This window comes from Streptomyces sp. NPDC002490, assembly GCF_040296045.1.
In the GTDB taxonomy this organism is placed as follows: domain Bacteria; phylum Actinomycetota; class Actinomycetes; order Streptomycetales; family Streptomycetaceae; genus Streptomyces.
The window spans coordinates 44116-61533 of sequence record NZ_JBEOWM010000008.1 but is presented as its reverse complement, the minus strand read 5'-3'; the positions used below and the strand labels follow the sequence as shown (position 1 = coordinate 61533).

Below are 17418 nucleotides of genomic sequence, written 5' to 3'. Positions count from 1 at the left end.
GGTCACCCCAGGGGCGGCGCGGTGTCCCCGTGGGCCTCCAGGAGGGTGCGCAGCGCGGCGGCCACCCGGTCCCGCTCGGCCGGCTCCAACGGCGCGAGCAGCCGCGCGTAGTTGTCGAGGTGTGCGGGCAACACCCGGTCGGTCAGCCGGAGCCCGCGGTCGGTGAGCCGGATGCGGACGGTGCGTCGGTCGCCGACGTCCCGGACCCGCTCCACCAGCCCCTTGGCCTCCATCCGGTCGATCCGGTTGGTGATCGCCCCCGAGGTCACCATGGACACCTTGAGGAACGCCCCGGCGGTCAGCGCGTAGGGCGGGCCGGACCGGCGCAGCGAGGCCAGCACGTCGAACTCGCCGGGCTCCAGGTCGTGTTCGGCGAAGAAAGACTTGAGCTCCCGTTCCAGCAGGCGGTGCAGGCGCTGCACGCGCACCAGGACCTCGATCGGATCGAGGGCCCCCTCCAGATCGGGGCGCTCCCGCCCCCACTGCCCGATGACCCCGTCGACCCAGTCCGTCATGCCCGTCCCTTCCGCCCGCCCGGCCCGCCCGGGCCCGACCGCCGCTCCGCCCCCGTCGATCGACGGGGCGCACGGGCCATCCCAACACGACGGCTTGACACCGGGAAAGCGAAACCGGTTTTCTCTTAACATTGAGATTCCCAATCTTAAGAGAATGGGGCCGCTGACCATGTCCAGGCAGACCCGCCCGCCCGCACGACGGACCGCCCGCCTCCTGCCGCCCGCCGCGCCCCCGCCCCGCGGCCCGGCCCCCGTCCTCTGGCTCGTCCTCCTCGCCGCCCCCACCGCCGTCGGCGCCAACGTCCTGGTGCTGACGCTCCCCGACATCGCCGCCGCCTTCGACACCGACGTCCGCTCCGCCGCCTGGCTCGCCACCACCTTCGCGGTGGCGATGGCGGTCGGCACCCCCCTGATCGCCGGACTGCTGCGGCGCCGCGGGATGCGCACCGCGCTGTTCCTGAGCACCGCGCTCCTGGCCGCCGGCACGGCGCTGCTCGCGGTGGCCCCCTGGCTGCCGCTCGCCCTCGTCGGACGGGCCGCCCAGGGCGCCGGCGGCGCCGGCATGGTCACCGTGGCGATGGGCCTCGCCGGCACCACCCGGCGCATGGGCGCGCTCACCGCCGGCTTCGGGGCGCTCGGCGCGGCCGGACCGCTGGCCGGCGCCCATCTGTCCGACGCCGTCTCCTGGCGACTGGCGCTCGCCGTCTCGGCCCTCCCCCTGCTCGCCGTGCCCGCCGTCCTGCGGTACGCCCGCCCCGCGCCGACGGCGACCGACCCGTTCGACGGGCGCGGCGCGCTGCTGTTGGCCGCGCTGGCCTCCTCGCTGGCCCTGGTGCCGGTGGCCCCGGCCCCCGCCCTGGGCGCCGGGGCGGCGTTCCTGGCCCTGCTCGCCCACCACGTCCGACGGCGCCCGGACGGCTTCGTACCGCGGGCGGTGCTGCGCAGCCGGACCTTCGTCGTCTCCTGCGCCCTGATCGCGCTCTGCTCGGTCCAGTACTTCGTGCTGCTGTTCGCGGTGCCCCGCCTGATCTCCGACCGGGCCGGTTGGTCGACCCCGTCGATCGGCACCGGCCAACTCGTCGCCCTGGTCACGGGGTCGGCGCTGACCTGGGCGCTGACCGCGGTGGCCCACCGGGCGAGCCGCACCGCGATCCGGCTGGCACTGCTCGCGGTGACCGCCGCCGCCCTGACCACGGCGACGCTCAGCGGCTCCGCGTGGCTGCTGCTGGTGGCGGCCGGCGCCTCCGTCTTCACCGCGACCTCCGCCAACGCGGCCCTGTCGGTGCACGCCGCGCACTCCGCCCCCGAGCCGTTGCGCCCCACCGCAATCGGCCTGTTCACCCTGGTGTACCAGTTGGGCGGGGCGATCGGACCGGGCATCGCCACCGTCCTGGTGCTCGGCTGACCCGCGCCCGTGCGGATGCCGACCGCACGCCGGCGCGGCACCATGACGTACGTGAAGCGCACCACGGTCGTGAACCTGAAGGGCCACCGGGACGACCCCAGGTACGAGGACGTCGTCTACGTGGGCCGGGCCATGCACCGGGGCGGCTGGCACCTGGCCGCCTCCCCGCTGGCCAGCCCCTACCACCCCGGTCCGGACCTCACCCGCGAGGAGATGCTCGTCAAGTACCGGGCGCACCTGCTGTCCCGCCCCGACCTGCTGGCCCTCCTCCCGGACCTGCGCGGTCACCGCCTCGGCTGCTGGTGCCTCCCGCTGCCCTGCCACGCCCAGGTCATCGCCGAACTGGCGGACGCGGGACCCTCGGGCGGGGGCGGCGCGTAGGGCGGTCGGGGACGGGGGCGCCTCAGCCCCGTGCGGCCGCCTCCATGCCGTCGAGCAGGAAGTTCAACCCGATCTCGAAGTTGGTGTCCCAGTCGTCGTCGGCGATGTAGTTGTTGGCCGCGACGGTGGGGAACCGGTCCCGCCGGCTCCGCAGGTACTCCTGGCCCAGACGGGTCTCCTCGGCGGAGAACTGCATGCTGGACTGGGTGGCGGTGGCCCCCATGACGTGGTTGTACAGCGCCCAGGTCGCGGCGTTGAGTCGCTTTCCCGTCAATCCCGCGCGCACCAGGGCCGACTGGAGGAACTCCATCCAGGCGAGGAAGTTCGGGCCCATGAGCGGTCGCTGCCGCGAGGGCACCTCGGCCGCCCAGGGGTGCCGCAGCATCGCCCGGCGCCAGTCGTTGACCAGCACGGTGATGTCTGCCCGCGGGTCGTCGGAGTGCCGGTCCGGCACCCTGGACTCGCCGAAGATCTCGTCGATCGCGAGGTCGATGACGTCGTCCTTCGTCGCCACGTGCCAGTAGAGGGTGGTGGCGCCCGCCTGGAGCCGCTCGGCCAGTCGACGCATCGTCAGACGGCCCATGCCCTCCTCGTCCAGCAGGGCGACGGCCGCCGCGACGATGCGCTCCCGGGTGAGCGGCGGCTCCTGGCCCGCGCTGCGCGAGGGTCTGAGCCACACGTTCCGGCCCCTCGCCCCCGCTCGACTCTCCGTGCTCATCTCCGGCCACCTCCGCATCCCGGTCGTCCGCGGGTGCAGGTGGCCCGCCGACGCCTCATCGAACCCTGCGAGTCTTGCACGACCGGACCCGGTCTCCGCCCCGGCCTCCGCCCCGAGGGCCGGCGTTCACACCGGCGCACGGGCACCGTGCACTCCCCCTCCCAAGCCCTCCGCCCCCCTGGCCCGCGCCGCGCGCCGTTCCCAGACATTCACCAACTCCCCTCGTCACAGCCCTACTTGTCGCGCAAGACGGCTCATTCCCGGCCCTCGGTTCCCCGGCCCCGGGCGGGGAGCTGTAGTAGAGTCGGGCACTCACTAGACCAACGTTCGAGTCTCCCGACCATAGTGTGAGTGATCGTGACACAAACCCGGCAGGACGTCCCCGCGACGGCGAAACGGCCCTCGAAGCGCTGGTGGGCCCTCTCCGTCATCAGCCTCGCCCAACTGACGGTCGTCCTGGACGCGACCATCGTGAACATCGCCCTGCCCTCGATCCAGCACGACCTCGGCGTGACGGACACCGACCGGCACTGGGCGATCACGGCGTACGCCCTGGCCTTCGGCGGCCTCCTCCTCCTCGGCGGACGGGTCAGCAGCGCCCTGAGCCACCACCGTTCCTTCGTCATCGGCCTGATCGGCTTCGCCATCGCCTCGGGGCTCGGCGGCGCGACCGACAGCGCGGCCGTCCTGTTCGCCGCCCGGGCCGGCCAGGGCGTCTTCGCCGCGCTGCTGGCACCGGCGGCCCTCTCCCTGCTGATCCTCACCTTCACCGACCCCAAGGAACGCGGGAGGGCCTTCGGCGTCTTCGCCGGGGTCGGCGCCGGCGGGGCGGCGCTCGGGGTCTTCGCCGGCGGGCTGCTCACCGAGTACGCCGACTGGCGCTGGTGCCTCTACATCAACGTCCCCCTGGCCCTGCTCGCCCTGGCCGGGGTGCCGTTCCTGATGCGCGACCGGCCCACCGGGGACCTGCGCCACCTGGACATCCCGGGGGTGCTGCTGAGCGCGTCCGGCCTGGTCGCCCTCGTCTACGGCTTCTCCCAGGCCGAGCCGCACGGTTGGGGCGACCCCCGGGTGCTGGCCCTGCTCGCGGTCGGCACCGTGCTGCTCGTCCTGTTCGTGCTGACGGAGGCCAGGTCGCCCCGCGCACTGCTGCCGCTCCACATCGTCCTGCACCGGACGCGGGCGGTGGCCTTCCTCTCCGTCTTCGTGATGTACCTGGCGATGTTCGGCTTCTACCTCTTCGTCAGCTACTACACCCAGACCGTCCTCGGCTACTCGCCGGTGAAGGCGAGCCTGACGCTGCTCGTCAACGCCGTCAGCACCACCGTGGGCGCGATGGTGATCGCCGCGGCGCTCCAGCGCCGACTCGCCCCGAGCACGCTGATCTCGGGGAGCCTGCTCTCCTCCGCCCTCGGCATGCTGGTGCTCACCCAACTGGAGGTGGACAGCACCGGGGTGCTCCCGCTGTACCTGATCCCCGCCATGGTCCTGACGGGGATCGGCCTGGGCTGCCTGCTCGCGGTGGCCACCAACCGGGCGACCGCGGAGCTGGACCGCGACGAGGCGGGGGTCGCCTCCGCGGCCTACAACACGGTGCAGCAGGTGGGCGCCGCCTTCGGCACCGCCCTGCTCAACTCCATCGCCACCACCGTCACGACCGCCTACCTCGCCGACCGGGGGAACCGGACCGAGGACGTCCACGCCGCCACCGTGCACGGATACGCGGTGGCCCTCTGGGTCGCCTTCGGCATCCTGGTCGGCGGCGCGGTCCTGGTCGGACTGCTCTCCCGCAACGGCGGACGCACACCCCGGTCCACTCCGGCCGCCCAGACGTCGAACTAGCCGCACCCGGCAACGAGGAGAGGAGCACGGGAATGTCCGGCACCGGGGTGACCACCGAGGTCTCCGACGGCTTCGTCCCCGTCATCGACCTGTCCACCAGGCGGACCGAACCGGGACGGCGCGCGATCGCCGCGGCGATCGACCGGGCGTGCGTCGGTTCCGGGTTCTTCGTGGTCGTCGGCCACGGCGTGGAGCAGGAACTCGTCGACCGCATGTTCGCGGTGACCCACGAGTTCTTCGAACTGCCCGCGCAGGAGAAGGACCGGTCGGCGCACCGGCCGGGCGTCTCCGGCTTCCGTCGGCAGGCCGACAGCACCGCGCGCAGCCTGGACCAGCAGGCCCCGCCGGACCTGTGCGAGACCTTCGCCGCCCACGTCACCGGCGAACTCGACGAGGAACAACGCAGCCGACTCGGCGGCGAGTGGGCCACCTGGACCCTGGCGAACGTCTGGCCGCGGCGGCCGGAGGGGTTCCGCGAGACCTGGCACGCCTACCTCGCCGCCATGACCGAACTCGCCGCCGACCTCATGCGCCTGTTCGCCCGCGCCCTCGACCTCCCCGAAAACCACTTCGAAGACAAGTTCGACCACCACGGCTCATCCATCGCCGCCAACTACTACCCCCCACAACACCAACCGCCCCTCCCCGGCCAACTCCGCCGAGGCCCCCACACCGACTTCGGCAGCCTCACCATCCTCCACCAACAACACGACCGCACCGGACTCCAAGTCCGCCAAGGAACCAACACCTGGCGCGACATCCCCGCCGTCCCCCACAGCCTCGTCGTCAACATCGGCGACCTCATGGCCCTCTGGACCGGCGGACGCTGGGTCTCCACCATGCACCGCGTCACCAACCCACCCACCCACGACACCACCTCCCGCCTCACCATCCCCTTCTTCTACCTCCCCAACCACGACGCCACCATCCAACCCATGTACACGTCCGTGGCGGGCGACCTCCTCGGAGCGGAGGGCGGCGGCGGGGTCATCGCCGGCGAGTGGATGTCCCGCAAGCTGCGGAAGCTGTTCTCCGGGGCCTCCTGACAAAAGAAGACCGGCACCACCCGCCCGCCCCTGCAATTCGCAGCCCGTGCCGCGGCGGCCCGCCGGAACGAATTCCCGATGCCGCCGCCGGTCAAAAGCATCAAGAAATCAAGAGATTAATTCACCCTCCCACCACATGAGTTGACAGATTCAGCAACGGAGCGTGGCGAGCGACCCATGGACGACCTAGTGTCGAAATGGGTCGCCCGACAGAAAGGGAAATCGTGAGCAGTGACCGATCGACCGTCACCGTGACCGATGGATTCGTTCCGGTCATCGACCTTTCCTCCAAGGGCACCCCCCGCGGGCGCGCGTCGCTCGCCGAGGCCATCGGCAACGCACTGCGCACGTCCGGGTTCTTCGTCGTCGTCGACCACGGCGTGGAGCAGGAACTCGTCGACCGCATGTTCACCTCGACCAACGACTTCTTCGAGCTGCCCGACGAGGAAAAGGACGCGGTCGCCGCCCGGCCGGGCGTGTCCGGCTACCGCCGGGCGGGCGGGACCCTGGCCCGCAGCCTGGACCAGGAGACTCCGCCGGACCTGTGCGAGACCTTCGCCGCCCACGTCACCGGCGAACTCGACGAGGAACAACGCAGCCGACTCGGCGGCGAGTGGGCCAGTTGGACGCACCGGAACACCTGGCCGCGGCGGCCGGAGGGGTTCCGCGAGACCTGGCACGCCTACCTCGCCGCCATGACCGAACTCGCCGCCGACCTCATGCGCCTGTTCGCCCGCGCCCTCGACCTCCCCGAAAACCACTTCGAAGACAAGTTCGACCACCACGGCTCATCCATCGCCGCCAACTACTACCCCCCACAACACCAACCGCCCCTCCCCGGCCAACTCCGCCGAGGCCCCCACACCGACTTCGGCAGCCTCACCATCCTCCACCAACAACACGACCGCACCGGACTCCAAGTCCGCCAAGGAACCAACACCTGGCGCGACATCCCCGCCGTCCCCCACAGCCTCGTCGTCAACATCGGCGACCTCATGGCCCTCTGGACCGGCGGACGCTGGGTCTCCACCATGCACCGCGTCACCAACCCACCCACCCACGACACCACCTCCCGCCTCACCATCCCCTTCTTCTACCTCCCCAACCACGACGCCACCATCCAACCCATGCGGCCGTTCACCGACTCGTCCTCGATCGAGCGGTTCGACACCGTGACCGTCGGCGACTGGGTGTCGCGCAAGGTCCGGAAGATCCTCAGCTGAGCCCCCGTCCGTTCCGTTTCCGGCACACCGGACGACGTCCGCTACCCAGGAAGGCAGTCCCCATGCAGAAGAGCGCCCACCACGACCGGATCAGCGAGCAGTACCAGGCGTCGAGCAGTCAGTACGACAACGTCAAGAACCTCCCCTACGCCTTCGCCGAGCGGGAGACCCTGCTGTCCGGCCTGCCCGACCTGACCGGCAAGCGGGTGCTGGACGTGGCCTGCGGCACCGGCTACTACTCGCGCATATTCAAGCGCCTGGGGGCCTCCCGGGTCGTCGGGGTCGACCTGGAGCAGAGCATGGTCGACGTGGCCCGGACGATCGAGGAGGAGCAGCCCCTCGGGATCACCTACCAGGCGGTCGACGCGGCCGAGTTGCCGGTCCTCGGCGAGTTCGACGTGGTCGCGCCCATCTGGGCCTTCGTCCACGCCAAGGACGCCGACGAGTACCGGGAGATGGCCGCCCGCTGCGCCCAGAACCTGGTCTCCGGCGGGACCCTGGTGGCCCTGTGCGCCAACCCGGACATCGACCTGGAGGGCATGTCCGTCTACCCGCGCTACGGCCTCTCCCTCACCCCCAAGGAGAAGCACGGCGACCGCCAGGTGGTCCACATCGAGATGGACGTCGAGCCCCACGTGGGCTTCGACGGCTTCTTCTGGCCCGCCGGAACCACCGAGACGGCGCTGGAGAAGGCGGGCTTCGTGGACGTGCAGCGGCTGCCCAACCGCGCCCCCGGCCACCTGGCCGGCATGTCCGAGAAGGGGTACTGGGCCCCCTTCGTCGCCAACCCGCCGTTCGCCCTCTACACCGCCGTCAAGCCCTGACCCGACGGCCCCCGCACGCCCAGCCAGCACCTCATCCAAGTCGGAGAACCACGTGAAGCTCGCTGTATTCGGAGCGAACAGCTCGACCGGACGCCACCTCGTGCAGATGGCGCTCGACGCAGGCCACACGGTGACCGCCGCCGTGCGGCGCCCGGACGCCTTCCCCCTGGCGGACCCCCAGTTGCGCGTCGTGGAGGCGGACGCCTACGACCGGGACGCCGTACGGGCGGCGGTGGCCGGCCAGGACGCGGTGGCCTCGATCCTCGGCGTGGCGTACACCCAGCGCCCGGTGACGGTCATGTCCCAGGGCATCACCCACATCACGGACGGGATGGCCGAGCACGGGGTCAAGCGACTGGTCTGCGTGACCTCGCGCATGCTGGGCGCCTACTCCGGTCGGGCGGGCGGCGAGAAGCCGCTGTACGAGCGGTTCGCCTACCGCAGGCTGGTCTTCCCGATCCTGACCACCCTGGGGCGGACCCTGTACGAGGACATGGTCCGCATGGAGCGGATCGTCGCGGCGACGGACCTGGAGTGGACCGTCATCCGGCCGTCCGCGCTCTACAACACCGACACGGTCAGCAATTACCGCTTCGCGCCCCCCGAGTCCCCCGGCCTCTACACCGCGCGCATCGACCTCGCGCACTCACTGCTGCGGGCAGTGACGGAGAACAGCTATCAGCGCTCCGTCATCTCGGTTTTCACCACCGAGGGAGTGCCGAACTTCAAGGACGTCTGGAAGAAGGAAGTGCTGCACATGGGTTCCTGGGGTCACAAGTAGGCTCCCGGCCATGAAGGGCGATACCACCCTCCTCGGAGGGTGGTATCGCTGTGGGCGCACTTCCCCCCCACCCCGCGGTCGCCCGCTCGGTGAACGGCTTGATCCGAACCTGTCGTCGAAGCCCAACAGCAATACTGGTCGTGTACAGCGATGTCGAAGGGCAGCGGCATTGGCACAGGTGTTCGGCAGGAATTCACAGGGAAAGAGGAATCAGTGTGCAAAGATCCGAGCTCGCGGTTCTCCTCAAGAGCCTGCATTGGTCGCCCGAGCGTCTGGCACGTGAAATCAACCGGCGCTACGGCAGGGGGACCGTCAGTCTCAAGGCGCCCTACGGCTGGACCAAGGGGGCGTTTCCCCGGGGCCAGGTGTCCGAGTTCGTCGCCATAGTGCTGTCGGAACACCTGGGCAGGGTGGTCGTTGTCAGCCAGATATGGCCGGAGCACGAATCCCCGGTGCCCGTCGGGTTCGACGATCCCGGCCTGGGGCCGCCGTGGCGGGGGGAGCACGTGGACCGCATCCTCGCGCCGCTGGTCGAACAGGACGTGGGCATCCCCGACGGCACCGCCCCCTCGCCCGGTGAACCGGTGCCCGGTTCCGTCCTGGTCTCCCTCGCCGTGGGATGGCTGACCGCGGAGGTCCATCCCGGCTCCGCCCGGGCCGAAGGGGTCGAGCTCACGGCCGAGATCCTCGACGTGTTCACGGACCGCATCGGCCGGTTGCCGACCCTGGGCGTCACGCGGAACCGCTCCCTGGCGCTGAACCTCGTGGTGCACGAACTGCGGTGGGCGCTCCAACTCGCCGCGAAGACCGCCTACGACGTGCCGTCCGGACGCCGCCTGTACCGGGCCATCGCCGAACTCGCCCAGCTCGCCGGGTGGTTGGCGGAGGAGCAGGACCAGTACGCCCGTGCCCAGCGCTACCTGCTGGGCGCCCTGCGCGCCTCCGCCCTCGCGGACGACCGCTGTCTGGGCGGGCGCGTCCTGTCCTGCCTCGGCTACCACCTGGCCAAGTACGGCAACGAGCGGGAGGCCCTGCGGCTCCTCAAGCTCGTGGACTTCGGCACGGACGACGGGGCGCCCCGGGTCCTCCACTCGCCGCCCAGCTGCGACGCGACCCGACTGCACGGCCTCAACGAGCAGTTGCGCAGACAGTTCCCGACCCTCAAGGCGGCCGGCGGGGTGCGCCGCGGCGGCGCTCCCTCCCGGGGGGACCGGAGCGAGGGCGAACACCCGTCCCCCGTGCGTCCCGAGCCGGTGGGGCAGGGGCGCGGACGGACGGCCTGAGCGGGGCGCACCGCACGTTCCGGGCCCGTAGTGGCTTCCGCGCGTCGGACGGCGGTCCGGCGCGCGGTCCCCACCGGCCCGCCGGGGTGCGGCCCGGCGGGCCGGTCACTCGGCGTCAGCGGCCGCGACCGCGGGGCGCGCCGCTCCCCCCTGTTCCGGGTCGCCTCCTTGCCCGTCGCCGAAGTCCCGTTCCCCGTGCAACCAGGCCACGTACGCGTGGAGGTCGCCCGCCGACATCGCGCCCAGCACCGCGTTGCGGGCCCTTGCCGCCTCGTCCCGTGCGTGCCAGAGCCCGATGCTGGCACGTGCCAGCCGGTGCACCCGCGCGGTGCGCCCCCGGCGCACCGCGTTGTACCGGAGCAGCCGGGCGCCGATCCGCTCGGGCGCGCAGCGCAACAGCCCGGCGAGGACCACGGCGTCCTCCAGGGCCAGACAGGCCCCCTGCGCCGCGTAGTGCAGCATCGGGTGCGCCGCGTCGCCGAGCAGGGCCACCCGGCCGTCGGTCCAGACCGTCACGGGTTCCCGGTCGACCAGGACCCAGGCCCGCCACTCGGTCCCGAGGCGGAGCAACCGGCGGGCCCCGGGGCACAGGGCGGCGAACTCCTCCTGGACCTCGGAGGCCGCCACCGGGCGTCCGGAGAAGGTCCCGGTCGGCCGGTTCTCCGCGCTGGGGGCCAGGTTGAGGTAGCGCCCGCCGGCGATCGGATAGTGCACGAAGTGCCGGCCCGGCCCCGCCCACCAGGTGACGGAGCGGCTGCGCAGCTCCCCGGGCACGCGCTCCACGGGCACGATCGAGCGGTAGACCGTGATGCCGGCGGTGCGCGGTTCCCCGTCACCGACGAGTTGTGCGCGCACCGTCGAGTGCAGTCCGTCGGCGCCGATGAGCGCGTCCGCCACCAGTTCCCGCCCCGTCCCCAGCCGCACCCGTACCCGGTCGCCCTCCGCTGCGTAGCCGTGCACCGGGCTCGCCGGCCGCAGCGCGATCCGGCGCTCGCCCCGGCAGGCGTCCAACAACAGCCGGTAGAGCTCCCCCCGGTGCACCACGACGTAGGGGTTGCCGAAGCGGGCGCGGTAGCGCTCGTCCAGGGGCATGCTGACGACGTGCGCGCCGGACACCCCGTCCATGAAGCGGAGTTCCCCGACGGGCACGGCGATCCGGCGGACCTCGTCGGAGAGCCCCAGGGCGGCGAGGGCGTGCAGTCCGTTGGGGGCGAGCTGGATGCCGGCGCCGAGTTCGGTGAAGTCCGCGTTGCGCTCGCAGACGACCACCCGGTGCCCCGCGGCGGCGAGGCCGAGGGCCGCGGCGAGGCCGCCGATGCCGGCGCCCGCGACCACGATCTCCGTCATCGCGGGTCCTGCCCGGGGCCGGGGTCGGCGAGGAGGCGGGCCAGTTCCAGCCGCCTGACCTTGGTCGTGCCGGTCTTGGGGAGGTCCGCCCGTCGCCAGTGCACCGGAGCGGTCATCCGCGGCAGGTCCACGACGGCGGCGCGCCAGGCGGCCCCGTCCAGCGGCCGGTCGTCCGCGGTGCACACGACCGGGCGGGGCGGACCCCCGTCGACGGGGACGATCACCACCTCGGACAGCTCCGGGAGCCGGGTCAGCAGCCGGTCCTCCACCGTGAGGGTGCTGCCGAAGCCCGGGATCTCGTCCACTTCGCGGTCCGTGAGGTGCAGACAGCCCCAGCGGGTGCGGTAGCCCAGGTCGCCCATCCGCCACCACTCCTCGGCGGCCTGTCCGTCGAAGCGCTGTTGCTCGCCCAGGTAGGTGCGGATGCGTCCGTCGCTGCTGATCTCGATGTGCCCCGGGGAAGCGGCGGTGGGCCGCCGGCCGTCGCGGCTGACCACCCGCACCCTGGTCATGCCCGGGAAGGGCATGCCGACGCAGCGCCCGTCGGCGTCGGGCGAGCGGTGCCTGCCGTAGGACCGGGCGACGCTCGGGCCGATCTCGCTCTGCCCGTAGATCTGGCCGAAGCGGGCCGAGCGCCGGCGGGAGGCTCCGATCAGGGTCCGCACCGTGCGCGGGTGCAGCGCGTCGAAGGTGCTGCTGAAGAGCTTGACGTTGGCCAGGGGTTGCCGCGGGTCGTCCGCCAACTCCTCCCAGCTCAGGTACGTGTTGGGATGGGCCTCCAGGACGGCGGGCCGCAGCGTGGCGAACAGCGCGGCGGTGCGGCGGGGTTCGGCGTCGGCCAGCAGCAGCACGGGGAAGCCCCTGAGCAGGGCGATGGCGAGCGCGGTGAACAGCCGCGAGTGCACGAACGACACGTGGATGGCCACGGGTTCGCGCCGGCGCAGGAAGGCGGTGGCCAGGGACTGCGGCCGGTAGCGGGCCTCCAGGCCGAAGGAGGTGTGCACGGCGAGCTTAGGCAGTCCGGTGGTGCCCGAGGTGTGGGTGACCAGGGTCGGGTGCTCGGGCGGCATCGCCATGGCAGGTATCCGCGGAGCACCGGCCAGTTCGGCGAGCGGGGTGGCGTGTTCGGCGGTGCCGGAGGCCAGCAGCACCCGGCGGCTGAGCGCGTGCACCTCCGGGGGGAGTTCCCCGGTCAGCTTCTCCGCGTCGGTGATCAGGAACGGGCGCTCGACCCGGCGCAGCAGCGCGGTGACGGTCCCGCCGTCGAGGTGCGGGGAGAGCAGGACGGGCACGGCGCCGATCCGCGCGGCGGCGATCGCGAGGAGGGTGATGTCGAACGCGTTGCGCTTGTGGACCACGACGTGGTCGCCCGGCCGCGCGCCCGCCCGCCACAACCGGGAGCCGAAGTCGTCCACGAGGTCGGCGACCTCGGTCACGGTCATGATGCGCCCGCGGTCCGGGGCGATGTCCAGTTCCCGGTCGAGGAGCAGGACGTTCGCCGGGTGCCGGGAGGCTGCGCGCTCGAAGAGCGTTCCCAGCCTGATGCCGCGGTTTCCCATGCGCTGGAGGAACATGCGTCGACCTCGATCTGCCGGTGGCGGGTGGACGGTTCGGGCGGTGCGTCAGGCGCCTTCGATCACCGTGGTGAGGCGGTCGAGCGTGGCGGTCATGTCGGCGCGGAGCTTCTCGTGCCACTCCGCGAAGAACCTGGTGCGCTCGTCATCGGTCATGCCGGCGGTGATGCCCCGGATGCCCTCGGTCGGTTCGCCCATCCGGAAGTGGTGGGTGAGCGCGGTCCCGCCCTCGACGGGGCGGAGGGCGTAGCTCCAGACGCTGTCCTGGACGCGGCCGTCCCGGGCGCACATCGCCCAGGCGAAGCGGCGGGCCGGCTCGGCCGCCACCACGTGGGCCGTCGTGGTCCACGTCCCCCGGACCACCGGAGCCCAGGAAACCACGTCGGCGTTCCGGAAGTTGTGGCCGAGGAATACCGAGCCGAGGGCCCCGGGTTCACCGCGGATCCAGGTGCCGCCGGTGCATTCCGCGCTCCATTCGTGGCAGCGCGGGAGATCGCTCACCACGGAATAGGCGAAATCGGCCGGCCGGGCGACGCGGGAGGTGACGCTCGCTTCGAAGAGGGGGGCCTTTCCTTTTCCTGGAGTCATGGCGAAATCCTCTCCGGGGCGCTTCGGGCCCACAAGGAAACGGCCGGTGGATTCGTCAGGTCGCGTGGTGCGGCGGTGCGTTCCGGTGTCCGTGGGCTCACCATTCGACGAGGGCGAATGCGGCGGACATGCCGCCGCCGAATCCCGCGAGGACGACCCGGTCCCCCGGGCGCAGGCGGGCGGCGGCGCGGTCCAGGGTGACCGCCACGGAGGCCGCGCCGGTGTTGCCGTACTGCTCGACCGTGGAGTGGGTCCGCTCGGGCGGGAAGCCGAGTTCCGCGGCCAGCGCCGCCGTGAGCCTGCCGTTGGCCTGGTGCGGCACGAAGTGCACGGGCGCCGCGCCGGAGGTCCCGAGGTGGGTGTCCAGGAAGGTCCGCAGCAGGGGACCGACCCGTGTCTCGACGAAGCGGCGCACCGCCCGCCCGTCCATCGCGAAGTAGTGGAGCCCCTGTTCGAGGGTGGCCGTGGTGGCGGGCGTCCGGGAGCCGCCGGCGGGCACCCGGATCAGGTCCCGTTGCTCGGGGAAGCTGGCGAGCTGGGTCGCGAGGACCCCGCCGCCCCGGACCGGCCCGAGGACCACCGCTCCGGCGCCGTCTCCGAAGAGCACCACGGTGCGCCGGTCGGTGGGGTCGAGCGTGCGGGAGTAGATGTCGGCGCCGATGACGAGGGCGTGGCCCCCGGTGGTCCTGATCAGTCGTTCGGCCGTGGTCAGGGCGAAGACGAAGCCGCTGCACACCGCGTTCAGGTCGAAGGCGGGGACACCGGCCGGCACGCCCAGTTCGGCGGCCACCGCCACGGCGGTCGGGGGCTGCGGCGAGTCCGGCGTGGAGGTCGCGACGAGCACCAGGCAGACCTCGGCGGCGGTCACCCCAGCCCGGTCCAGCGCCCTGCGGCCGGCCACCACCGCCAGGTCGGAGGTGGCCTCGTCCGCCTTGGCCCACCGGCGTTCGCGGATGGCGGTCCGCTCCCGTATCCATGCGTCCGTCACTCCGGCCCGGGCTCCGACCTCGTCGTTGGTCACGACGTTGCCGGGCACGCAGGAACCGGTGCCGAGGATTCCGACCGCGCCACCGGCACGGACTGCTGCGACTGCACGACTGTCCATGGTGACTCATTTCAGGTCCTCGCCGCGCGAACGTTCCGGACGGAGCGGCGCACGGCGTTCGGATACGACAGCTCCGATCGAAAGGTAGGAGGCCCGAAGGAGGACATCCACATGTCTCCGGAACAAGTGTCAACTCCGTGGCACCGGCAATCGGAAATGCGGCTCGGGGGAGAACGAGGTGACAAACTCACCGCTCGCCCTGTGACGCCGTTCGACGGAATGCGTAGCGTTGCGCCGAAGTGCCCGGTCGACCGGGCAATGCCTTTCAGGGGATGTCATGGAGACGAACGACACGGCGGTTTCCGGGGATTCGACGGACCCGGGTCCGGCCTGGGCGCGGGCCATCGACGTGCACCACCACGTCCTTCCGGAATTCTACGTCTCGGAGCTGAGGAGACTCGGGTTCGCGTCCACGCTGCCGGGCGTCGACCGGCCCGCGTGGCACATCGGGACCAGCCTCGACATGATGGACCGCCAGGGCATCCGGGCCGCGGTGGTCAACGTCTGGCCCGGAGTGCCCGCCGTGGACCCGGCCACCGGCGCCCGGTTCGCCCGGCGGGTCAACGAGTTCCTCGCCGAACTGGTCGCCGCGCACCCCGGTCGGCTGGGGGCCTTCGCCGTGCTGCCGCTGCCGCACGTGGACGAATCGATCGCGGAACTCGCCTACAGCGCGGACGTGTTGGGGCTGGACGGCGCCGCACTGGTGACCAACTACGGCGGGGTGTACGTCGGTGACCCCGCGCTGGACGCCTTCCACGCGGAGGCCGCCCGGCGCGGCACGCCGCTCTTCGTCCACCCGACGGCGCCCCCCGTCGCACAGCCCTCGTTCGACCTGCCCCTGTCGCTCTGCGAGTTCCCGTTCGAGACGGTGCGGCTGGCCGCGCAGCTCCTCTACCACCGCACCCTGGACCGCCATCCCAGGCTGCGCGTCATCCTCTCCCACGGAGGCGGCGGCATCGCTTACTACGCGGCCCGGCTGGCCTGCGGTCCGTTGATCCGCGCCGACCTCGCCGAGCGGCTGCCCGAGGACCCCGTCGGCTACCTGCGGCGCCTCTACGGCGACACGGCCATGATCGGCGATCCGCACGCCTTCCCCTCGGTGCGCGCCTTCGCCGGGGTCGAGCGGCTGCTCGTCGGCTCGGACTTCCCGTTCATGCCCGAGTCGTTCTCCGCCGCGGGCAGTCGGCACGTCGTCGACCGCGGCGGGTTCACCGCGCGGGAACGGGAGCGCATCGAGTTCGGCAACGCCGCCGCGCTCTTCCCCCGATTCGCCACTCACCCGTAGGAGGACCGTCCACATGCTCGCCGACTCCATGGTCACGGCCTATCTCGACCGCATCGCCGCGCAGCGCCCCGCCACCGCCGACCTGGAGGGGCTGCGCGGAATCCAGTCGCGCCACCTGTACTCGGTGCCCTTCGAGAACCTCGGGTACCACCTCGGCGAAGAGATCCACATGGACGAACGCTCCGTCGACAAGGTCGTGATCGAGCGCCGCGGAGGGGGGTGCTACGAGCTCAACCCGGCGCTCTCCCACTTGCTGACGGCGCTCGGCTACGAGGTCTCCCTGATGCCCGGCCGGGTGTGGATCAAGGGCGAGTTGACGGCCCCGCTGTGCCACCTGGCGCTGAAGGTGCGGCTGGAGGGGCGCGCTTGGCTGGTGGACGTCGGCTTCGGACGCAACAGCCGCTTCCCGCTGGACCTGGGGACGCGGGACCCGCAGACGGACCCGCACGGCGAGTACCGGATCGTGCCGGCCCGGGACGGAGGCTCGGACGTGAGCGCGAACGGCGCGCTCCAGTACCGGGTGTACGACGTGCCGTGCTCCGTGGCGGACTTCGGCCCCACGCTGTGGTGGTACCGGACGGCACCGGACTCCCCGTTCCTCCAGAACCTGTTCTGCTCGCTGCCCACGGACGGCGGACGCGTCACGCTGAAGGGCGACCGGTTCACCGAGGTGGTGGGCGACGAGCGGTACACCCGCCGCCTCCTCGACGAGGCGGAGGTGCGCGAGGTCTACGGGAAGCGGTTCGGCATCACGCTGGAACGGCTCCCCGCGACGGACGTCGGCAACGGCACCGTCCGGATGTCGTTCGAGTGAGCCAGGGCCGGCCCCGGCCGCGGGGCCGGCCCGCTCCCGTGCACGGGTGAAGGTCAGGAGGTGCCGGAGGGGTTGGAGATCACGTAGCGCCAGACCCCGTCGCCGCCCCGGCGGGCGATGTCCGTGGCGGTGCCCTCGACGTGCACGTGGTGGCCGTCGGCCCCGGGGCCGTCGTGGACGTAGTCGTTGATCAACAGGGCCGTGTCGCCCACCACGTAGACGTGGCGCAGCTCCACGCTGATGGGCACCCGGTCGCGGACCACCACCGGGAGCGCGGCGCGCCGTTCCGCCCCGGACGAGGTGCTGCCCGGCTGCCGCACGTGCATCCCCTCGGGGACGAAGAGTTGGTCGAGCAGGGCGACGTCCCGTGCGTTGAAGGCGTCGGCGAACGCGTAGGGGAGGTCGGCCGGATCGACCGGGAGGCCATGGCTCTTTCGCATGTCGGACATGGGGAGAGTAGAGCACCGGAAAGGGCGTCCCCACATCCCGGAGAAGGAATGTCTGTCAGCTTCCGCGGCCGTGGTCGGAGCCGGCCCGGAAGGCGCTCGGCGCACCCCCGCCCTTCTTCCGAATTTCCTCGACCGGATTCCCCGACGTGTTTCCGCCGATGGGGTGCGGGCGCGGCCGAACGGACCTGACAGATCATCGGAACGGAACTGTTTGCACCATTCCGGAACCTGCATGCTG

Annotated in this window: 17 protein-coding genes; 10 read left to right on the top strand and 7 right to left on the bottom strand. The window is 72.0% G+C overall.

Annotation, left to right across the window (positions count from 1 at the left end; genetic code table 11):
- Positions 1-2: 2 nt before the first annotated feature.
- Complete coding sequence (locus ABT092_RS07335; RefSeq protein WP_351240779.1) at positions 3-515, bottom strand: MarR family winged helix-turn-helix transcriptional regulator; 513 nt, start codon at positions 513-515, stop codon at positions 3-5.
- 169 nt (positions 516-684) lie between these two features.
- Between ABT092_RS07335 and ABT092_RS07330 the strand changes: the two genes are divergently transcribed.
- Both ABT092_RS07330 and ABT092_RS07325 read left to right on the top strand, forming a co-directional pair.
- Positions 685-1920 (top strand): MFS transporter, encoded by a 1236-nt coding sequence (locus ABT092_RS07330; RefSeq protein WP_351240777.1) that lies wholly within the window; start codon positions 685-687, stop codon positions 1918-1920.
- 51 nt (positions 1921-1971) lie between these two features.
- Positions 1972-2301 (top strand): DUF4326 domain-containing protein, encoded by a 330-nt coding sequence (locus ABT092_RS07325; RefSeq protein ID WP_351240775.1) that lies wholly within the window; start codon positions 1972-1974, stop codon positions 2299-2301.
- A 22-nt stretch (positions 2302-2323) separates the two neighbouring features.
- On the opposite strand, the gene ABT092_RS07320 is transcribed toward ABT092_RS07325, so the two are convergent.
- A complete protein-coding gene (locus ABT092_RS07320) occupies positions 2324-3019 on the bottom strand; it encodes a TetR/AcrR family transcriptional regulator (protein ID WP_351240773.1) in 696 nt (231 codons plus the stop codon).
- A gap of 351 nt (positions 3020-3370) precedes the next feature.
- On the opposite strand from ABT092_RS07320, the gene ABT092_RS07315 reads away from it, so the two are divergent.
- From ABT092_RS07315 to ABT092_RS07290, 6 genes are all read left to right on the top strand, one after another.
- Entirely contained in the window at positions 3371-4861 is a 1491-nt protein-coding gene (locus ABT092_RS07315; protein WP_351240771.1) for an MFS transporter, read from the top strand.
- A gap of 32 nt (positions 4862-4893) precedes the next feature.
- Positions 4894-5907, top strand: coding sequence for an isopenicillin N synthase family dioxygenase (locus ABT092_RS07310; RefSeq protein WP_351240769.1), 1014 nt, complete (start codon positions 4894-4896; stop codon positions 5905-5907).
- A gap of 224 nt (positions 5908-6131) precedes the next feature.
- Positions 6132-7130 carry an isopenicillin N synthase family dioxygenase gene (locus ABT092_RS07305; RefSeq protein WP_351240767.1) on the top strand — a complete coding sequence of 333 codons (999 nt, stop codon included), beginning with the start codon at positions 6132-6134 and terminating at the stop codon, positions 7128-7130.
- 62 nt (positions 7131-7192) lie between these two features.
- Entirely contained in the window at positions 7193-7954 is a 762-nt protein-coding gene (locus ABT092_RS07300) for a class I SAM-dependent methyltransferase (protein WP_351240765.1), read from the top strand.
- A 52-nt stretch (positions 7955-8006) separates the two neighbouring features.
- Complete coding sequence (locus tag ABT092_RS07295; RefSeq protein ID WP_351240763.1) at positions 8007-8735, top strand: NAD(P)-dependent oxidoreductase; 729 nt, start codon at positions 8007-8009, stop codon at positions 8733-8735.
- Positions 8736-8950: 215 nt separating this feature from the next.
- On the top strand, positions 8951-10018 hold the full coding sequence (locus tag ABT092_RS07290; protein ID WP_351240761.1) for an NsdA family TPR-like regulatory protein: 1068 nt from the start codon (positions 8951-8953) through the stop codon (positions 10016-10018).
- 105 nt (positions 10019-10123) lie between these two features.
- Here ABT092_RS07290 and ABT092_RS07285 read toward each other — a convergent pair whose 3' ends face one another.
- The 4 genes from ABT092_RS07285 to ABT092_RS07270 form a co-directional block, all read right to left on the bottom strand.
- Positions 10124-11365, bottom strand: coding sequence for an FAD-dependent monooxygenase (locus tag ABT092_RS07285; protein WP_351240759.1), 1242 nt, complete (start codon positions 11363-11365; stop codon positions 10124-10126).
- Positions 11362-12939 carry a class I adenylate-forming enzyme family protein gene (locus ABT092_RS07280; protein ID WP_351240757.1) on the bottom strand — a complete coding sequence of 526 codons (1578 nt, stop codon included), beginning with the start codon at positions 12937-12939 and terminating at the stop codon, positions 11362-11364. The genes ABT092_RS07285 and ABT092_RS07280 overlap by 4 nt, the downstream gene beginning before the upstream one ends.
- A gap of 48 nt (positions 12940-12987) precedes the next feature.
- Positions 12988-13527, bottom strand: coding sequence for an SRPBCC family protein (locus ABT092_RS07275; RefSeq protein WP_351240755.1), 540 nt, complete (start codon positions 13525-13527; stop codon positions 12988-12990).
- Positions 13528-13624: 97 nt separating this feature from the next.
- Positions 13625-14632 (bottom strand): 3-oxoacyl-ACP synthase III family protein, encoded by a 1008-nt coding sequence (locus ABT092_RS07270; RefSeq protein WP_351240753.1) that lies wholly within the window; start codon positions 14630-14632, stop codon positions 13625-13627.
- 277 nt (positions 14633-14909) lie between these two features.
- On the opposite strand from ABT092_RS07270, the gene ABT092_RS07265 reads away from it, so the two are divergent.
- Positions 14910-15917 carry an amidohydrolase family protein gene (locus ABT092_RS07265; RefSeq protein WP_351240751.1) on the top strand — a complete coding sequence of 336 codons (1008 nt, stop codon included), beginning with the start codon at positions 14910-14912 and terminating at the stop codon, positions 15915-15917.
- Between the two features lie 13 nt (positions 15918-15930).
- Complete coding sequence (locus ABT092_RS07260) at positions 15931-16731, top strand: arylamine N-acetyltransferase family protein (protein ID WP_351240749.1); 801 nt, start codon at positions 15931-15933, stop codon at positions 16729-16731.
- Between the two features lie 53 nt (positions 16732-16784).
- Here the strand turns inward: ABT092_RS07260 and ABT092_RS07255 are convergent, their stop codons facing one another.
- Positions 16785-17180 (bottom strand): YybH family protein, encoded by a 396-nt coding sequence (locus ABT092_RS07255; RefSeq protein WP_351240747.1) that lies wholly within the window; start codon positions 17178-17180, stop codon positions 16785-16787.
- Positions 17181-17418: the final 238 nt, after the last annotated feature.

Coding starts and splice junctions, on each gene's coding strand:
- ABT092_RS07335 (WP_351240779.1), bottom strand. CDS start 515: ATGACGGACTGGGTCGACGGGGTCATCGGGCAGTGGGGGCGGGAGCGC.
- ABT092_RS07330 (WP_351240777.1), top strand. CDS start 685: ATGTCCAGGCAGACCCGCCCGCCCGCACGACGGACCGCCCGCCTCCTG.
- ABT092_RS07320 (WP_351240773.1), bottom strand. CDS start 3,019: ATGAGCACGGAGAGTCGAGCGGGGGCGAGGGGCCGGAACGTGTGGCTC.
- ABT092_RS07310 (WP_351240769.1), top strand. CDS start 4,894: ATGTCCGGCACCGGGGTGACCACCGAGGTCTCCGACGGCTTCGTCCCC.
- ABT092_RS07300 (WP_351240765.1), top strand. CDS start 7,193: ATGCAGAAGAGCGCCCACCACGACCGGATCAGCGAGCAGTACCAGGCG.
- ABT092_RS07285 (WP_351240759.1), bottom strand. CDS start 11,365: ATGACGGAGATCGTGGTCGCGGGCGCCGGCATCGGCGGCCTCGCCGCG.
- ABT092_RS07280 (WP_351240757.1), bottom strand. CDS start 12,939: ATGTTCCTCCAGCGCATGGGAAACCGCGGCATCAGGCTGGGAACGCTC.
- ABT092_RS07275 (WP_351240755.1), bottom strand. CDS start 13,527: ATGACTCCAGGAAAAGGAAAGGCCCCCCTCTTCGAAGCGAGCGTCACC.
- ABT092_RS07270 (WP_351240753.1), bottom strand. CDS start 14,632: ATGGACAGTCGTGCAGTCGCAGCAGTCCGTGCCGGTGGCGCGGTCGGA.
- ABT092_RS07265 (WP_351240751.1), top strand. CDS start 14,910: ATGGAGACGAACGACACGGCGGTTTCCGGGGATTCGACGGACCCGGGT.
- ABT092_RS07260 (WP_351240749.1), top strand. CDS start 15,931: ATGCTCGCCGACTCCATGGTCACGGCCTATCTCGACCGCATCGCCGCG.
- ABT092_RS07255 (WP_351240747.1), bottom strand. CDS start 17,180: ATGTCCGACATGCGAAAGAGCCATGGCCTCCCGGTCGATCCGGCCGAC.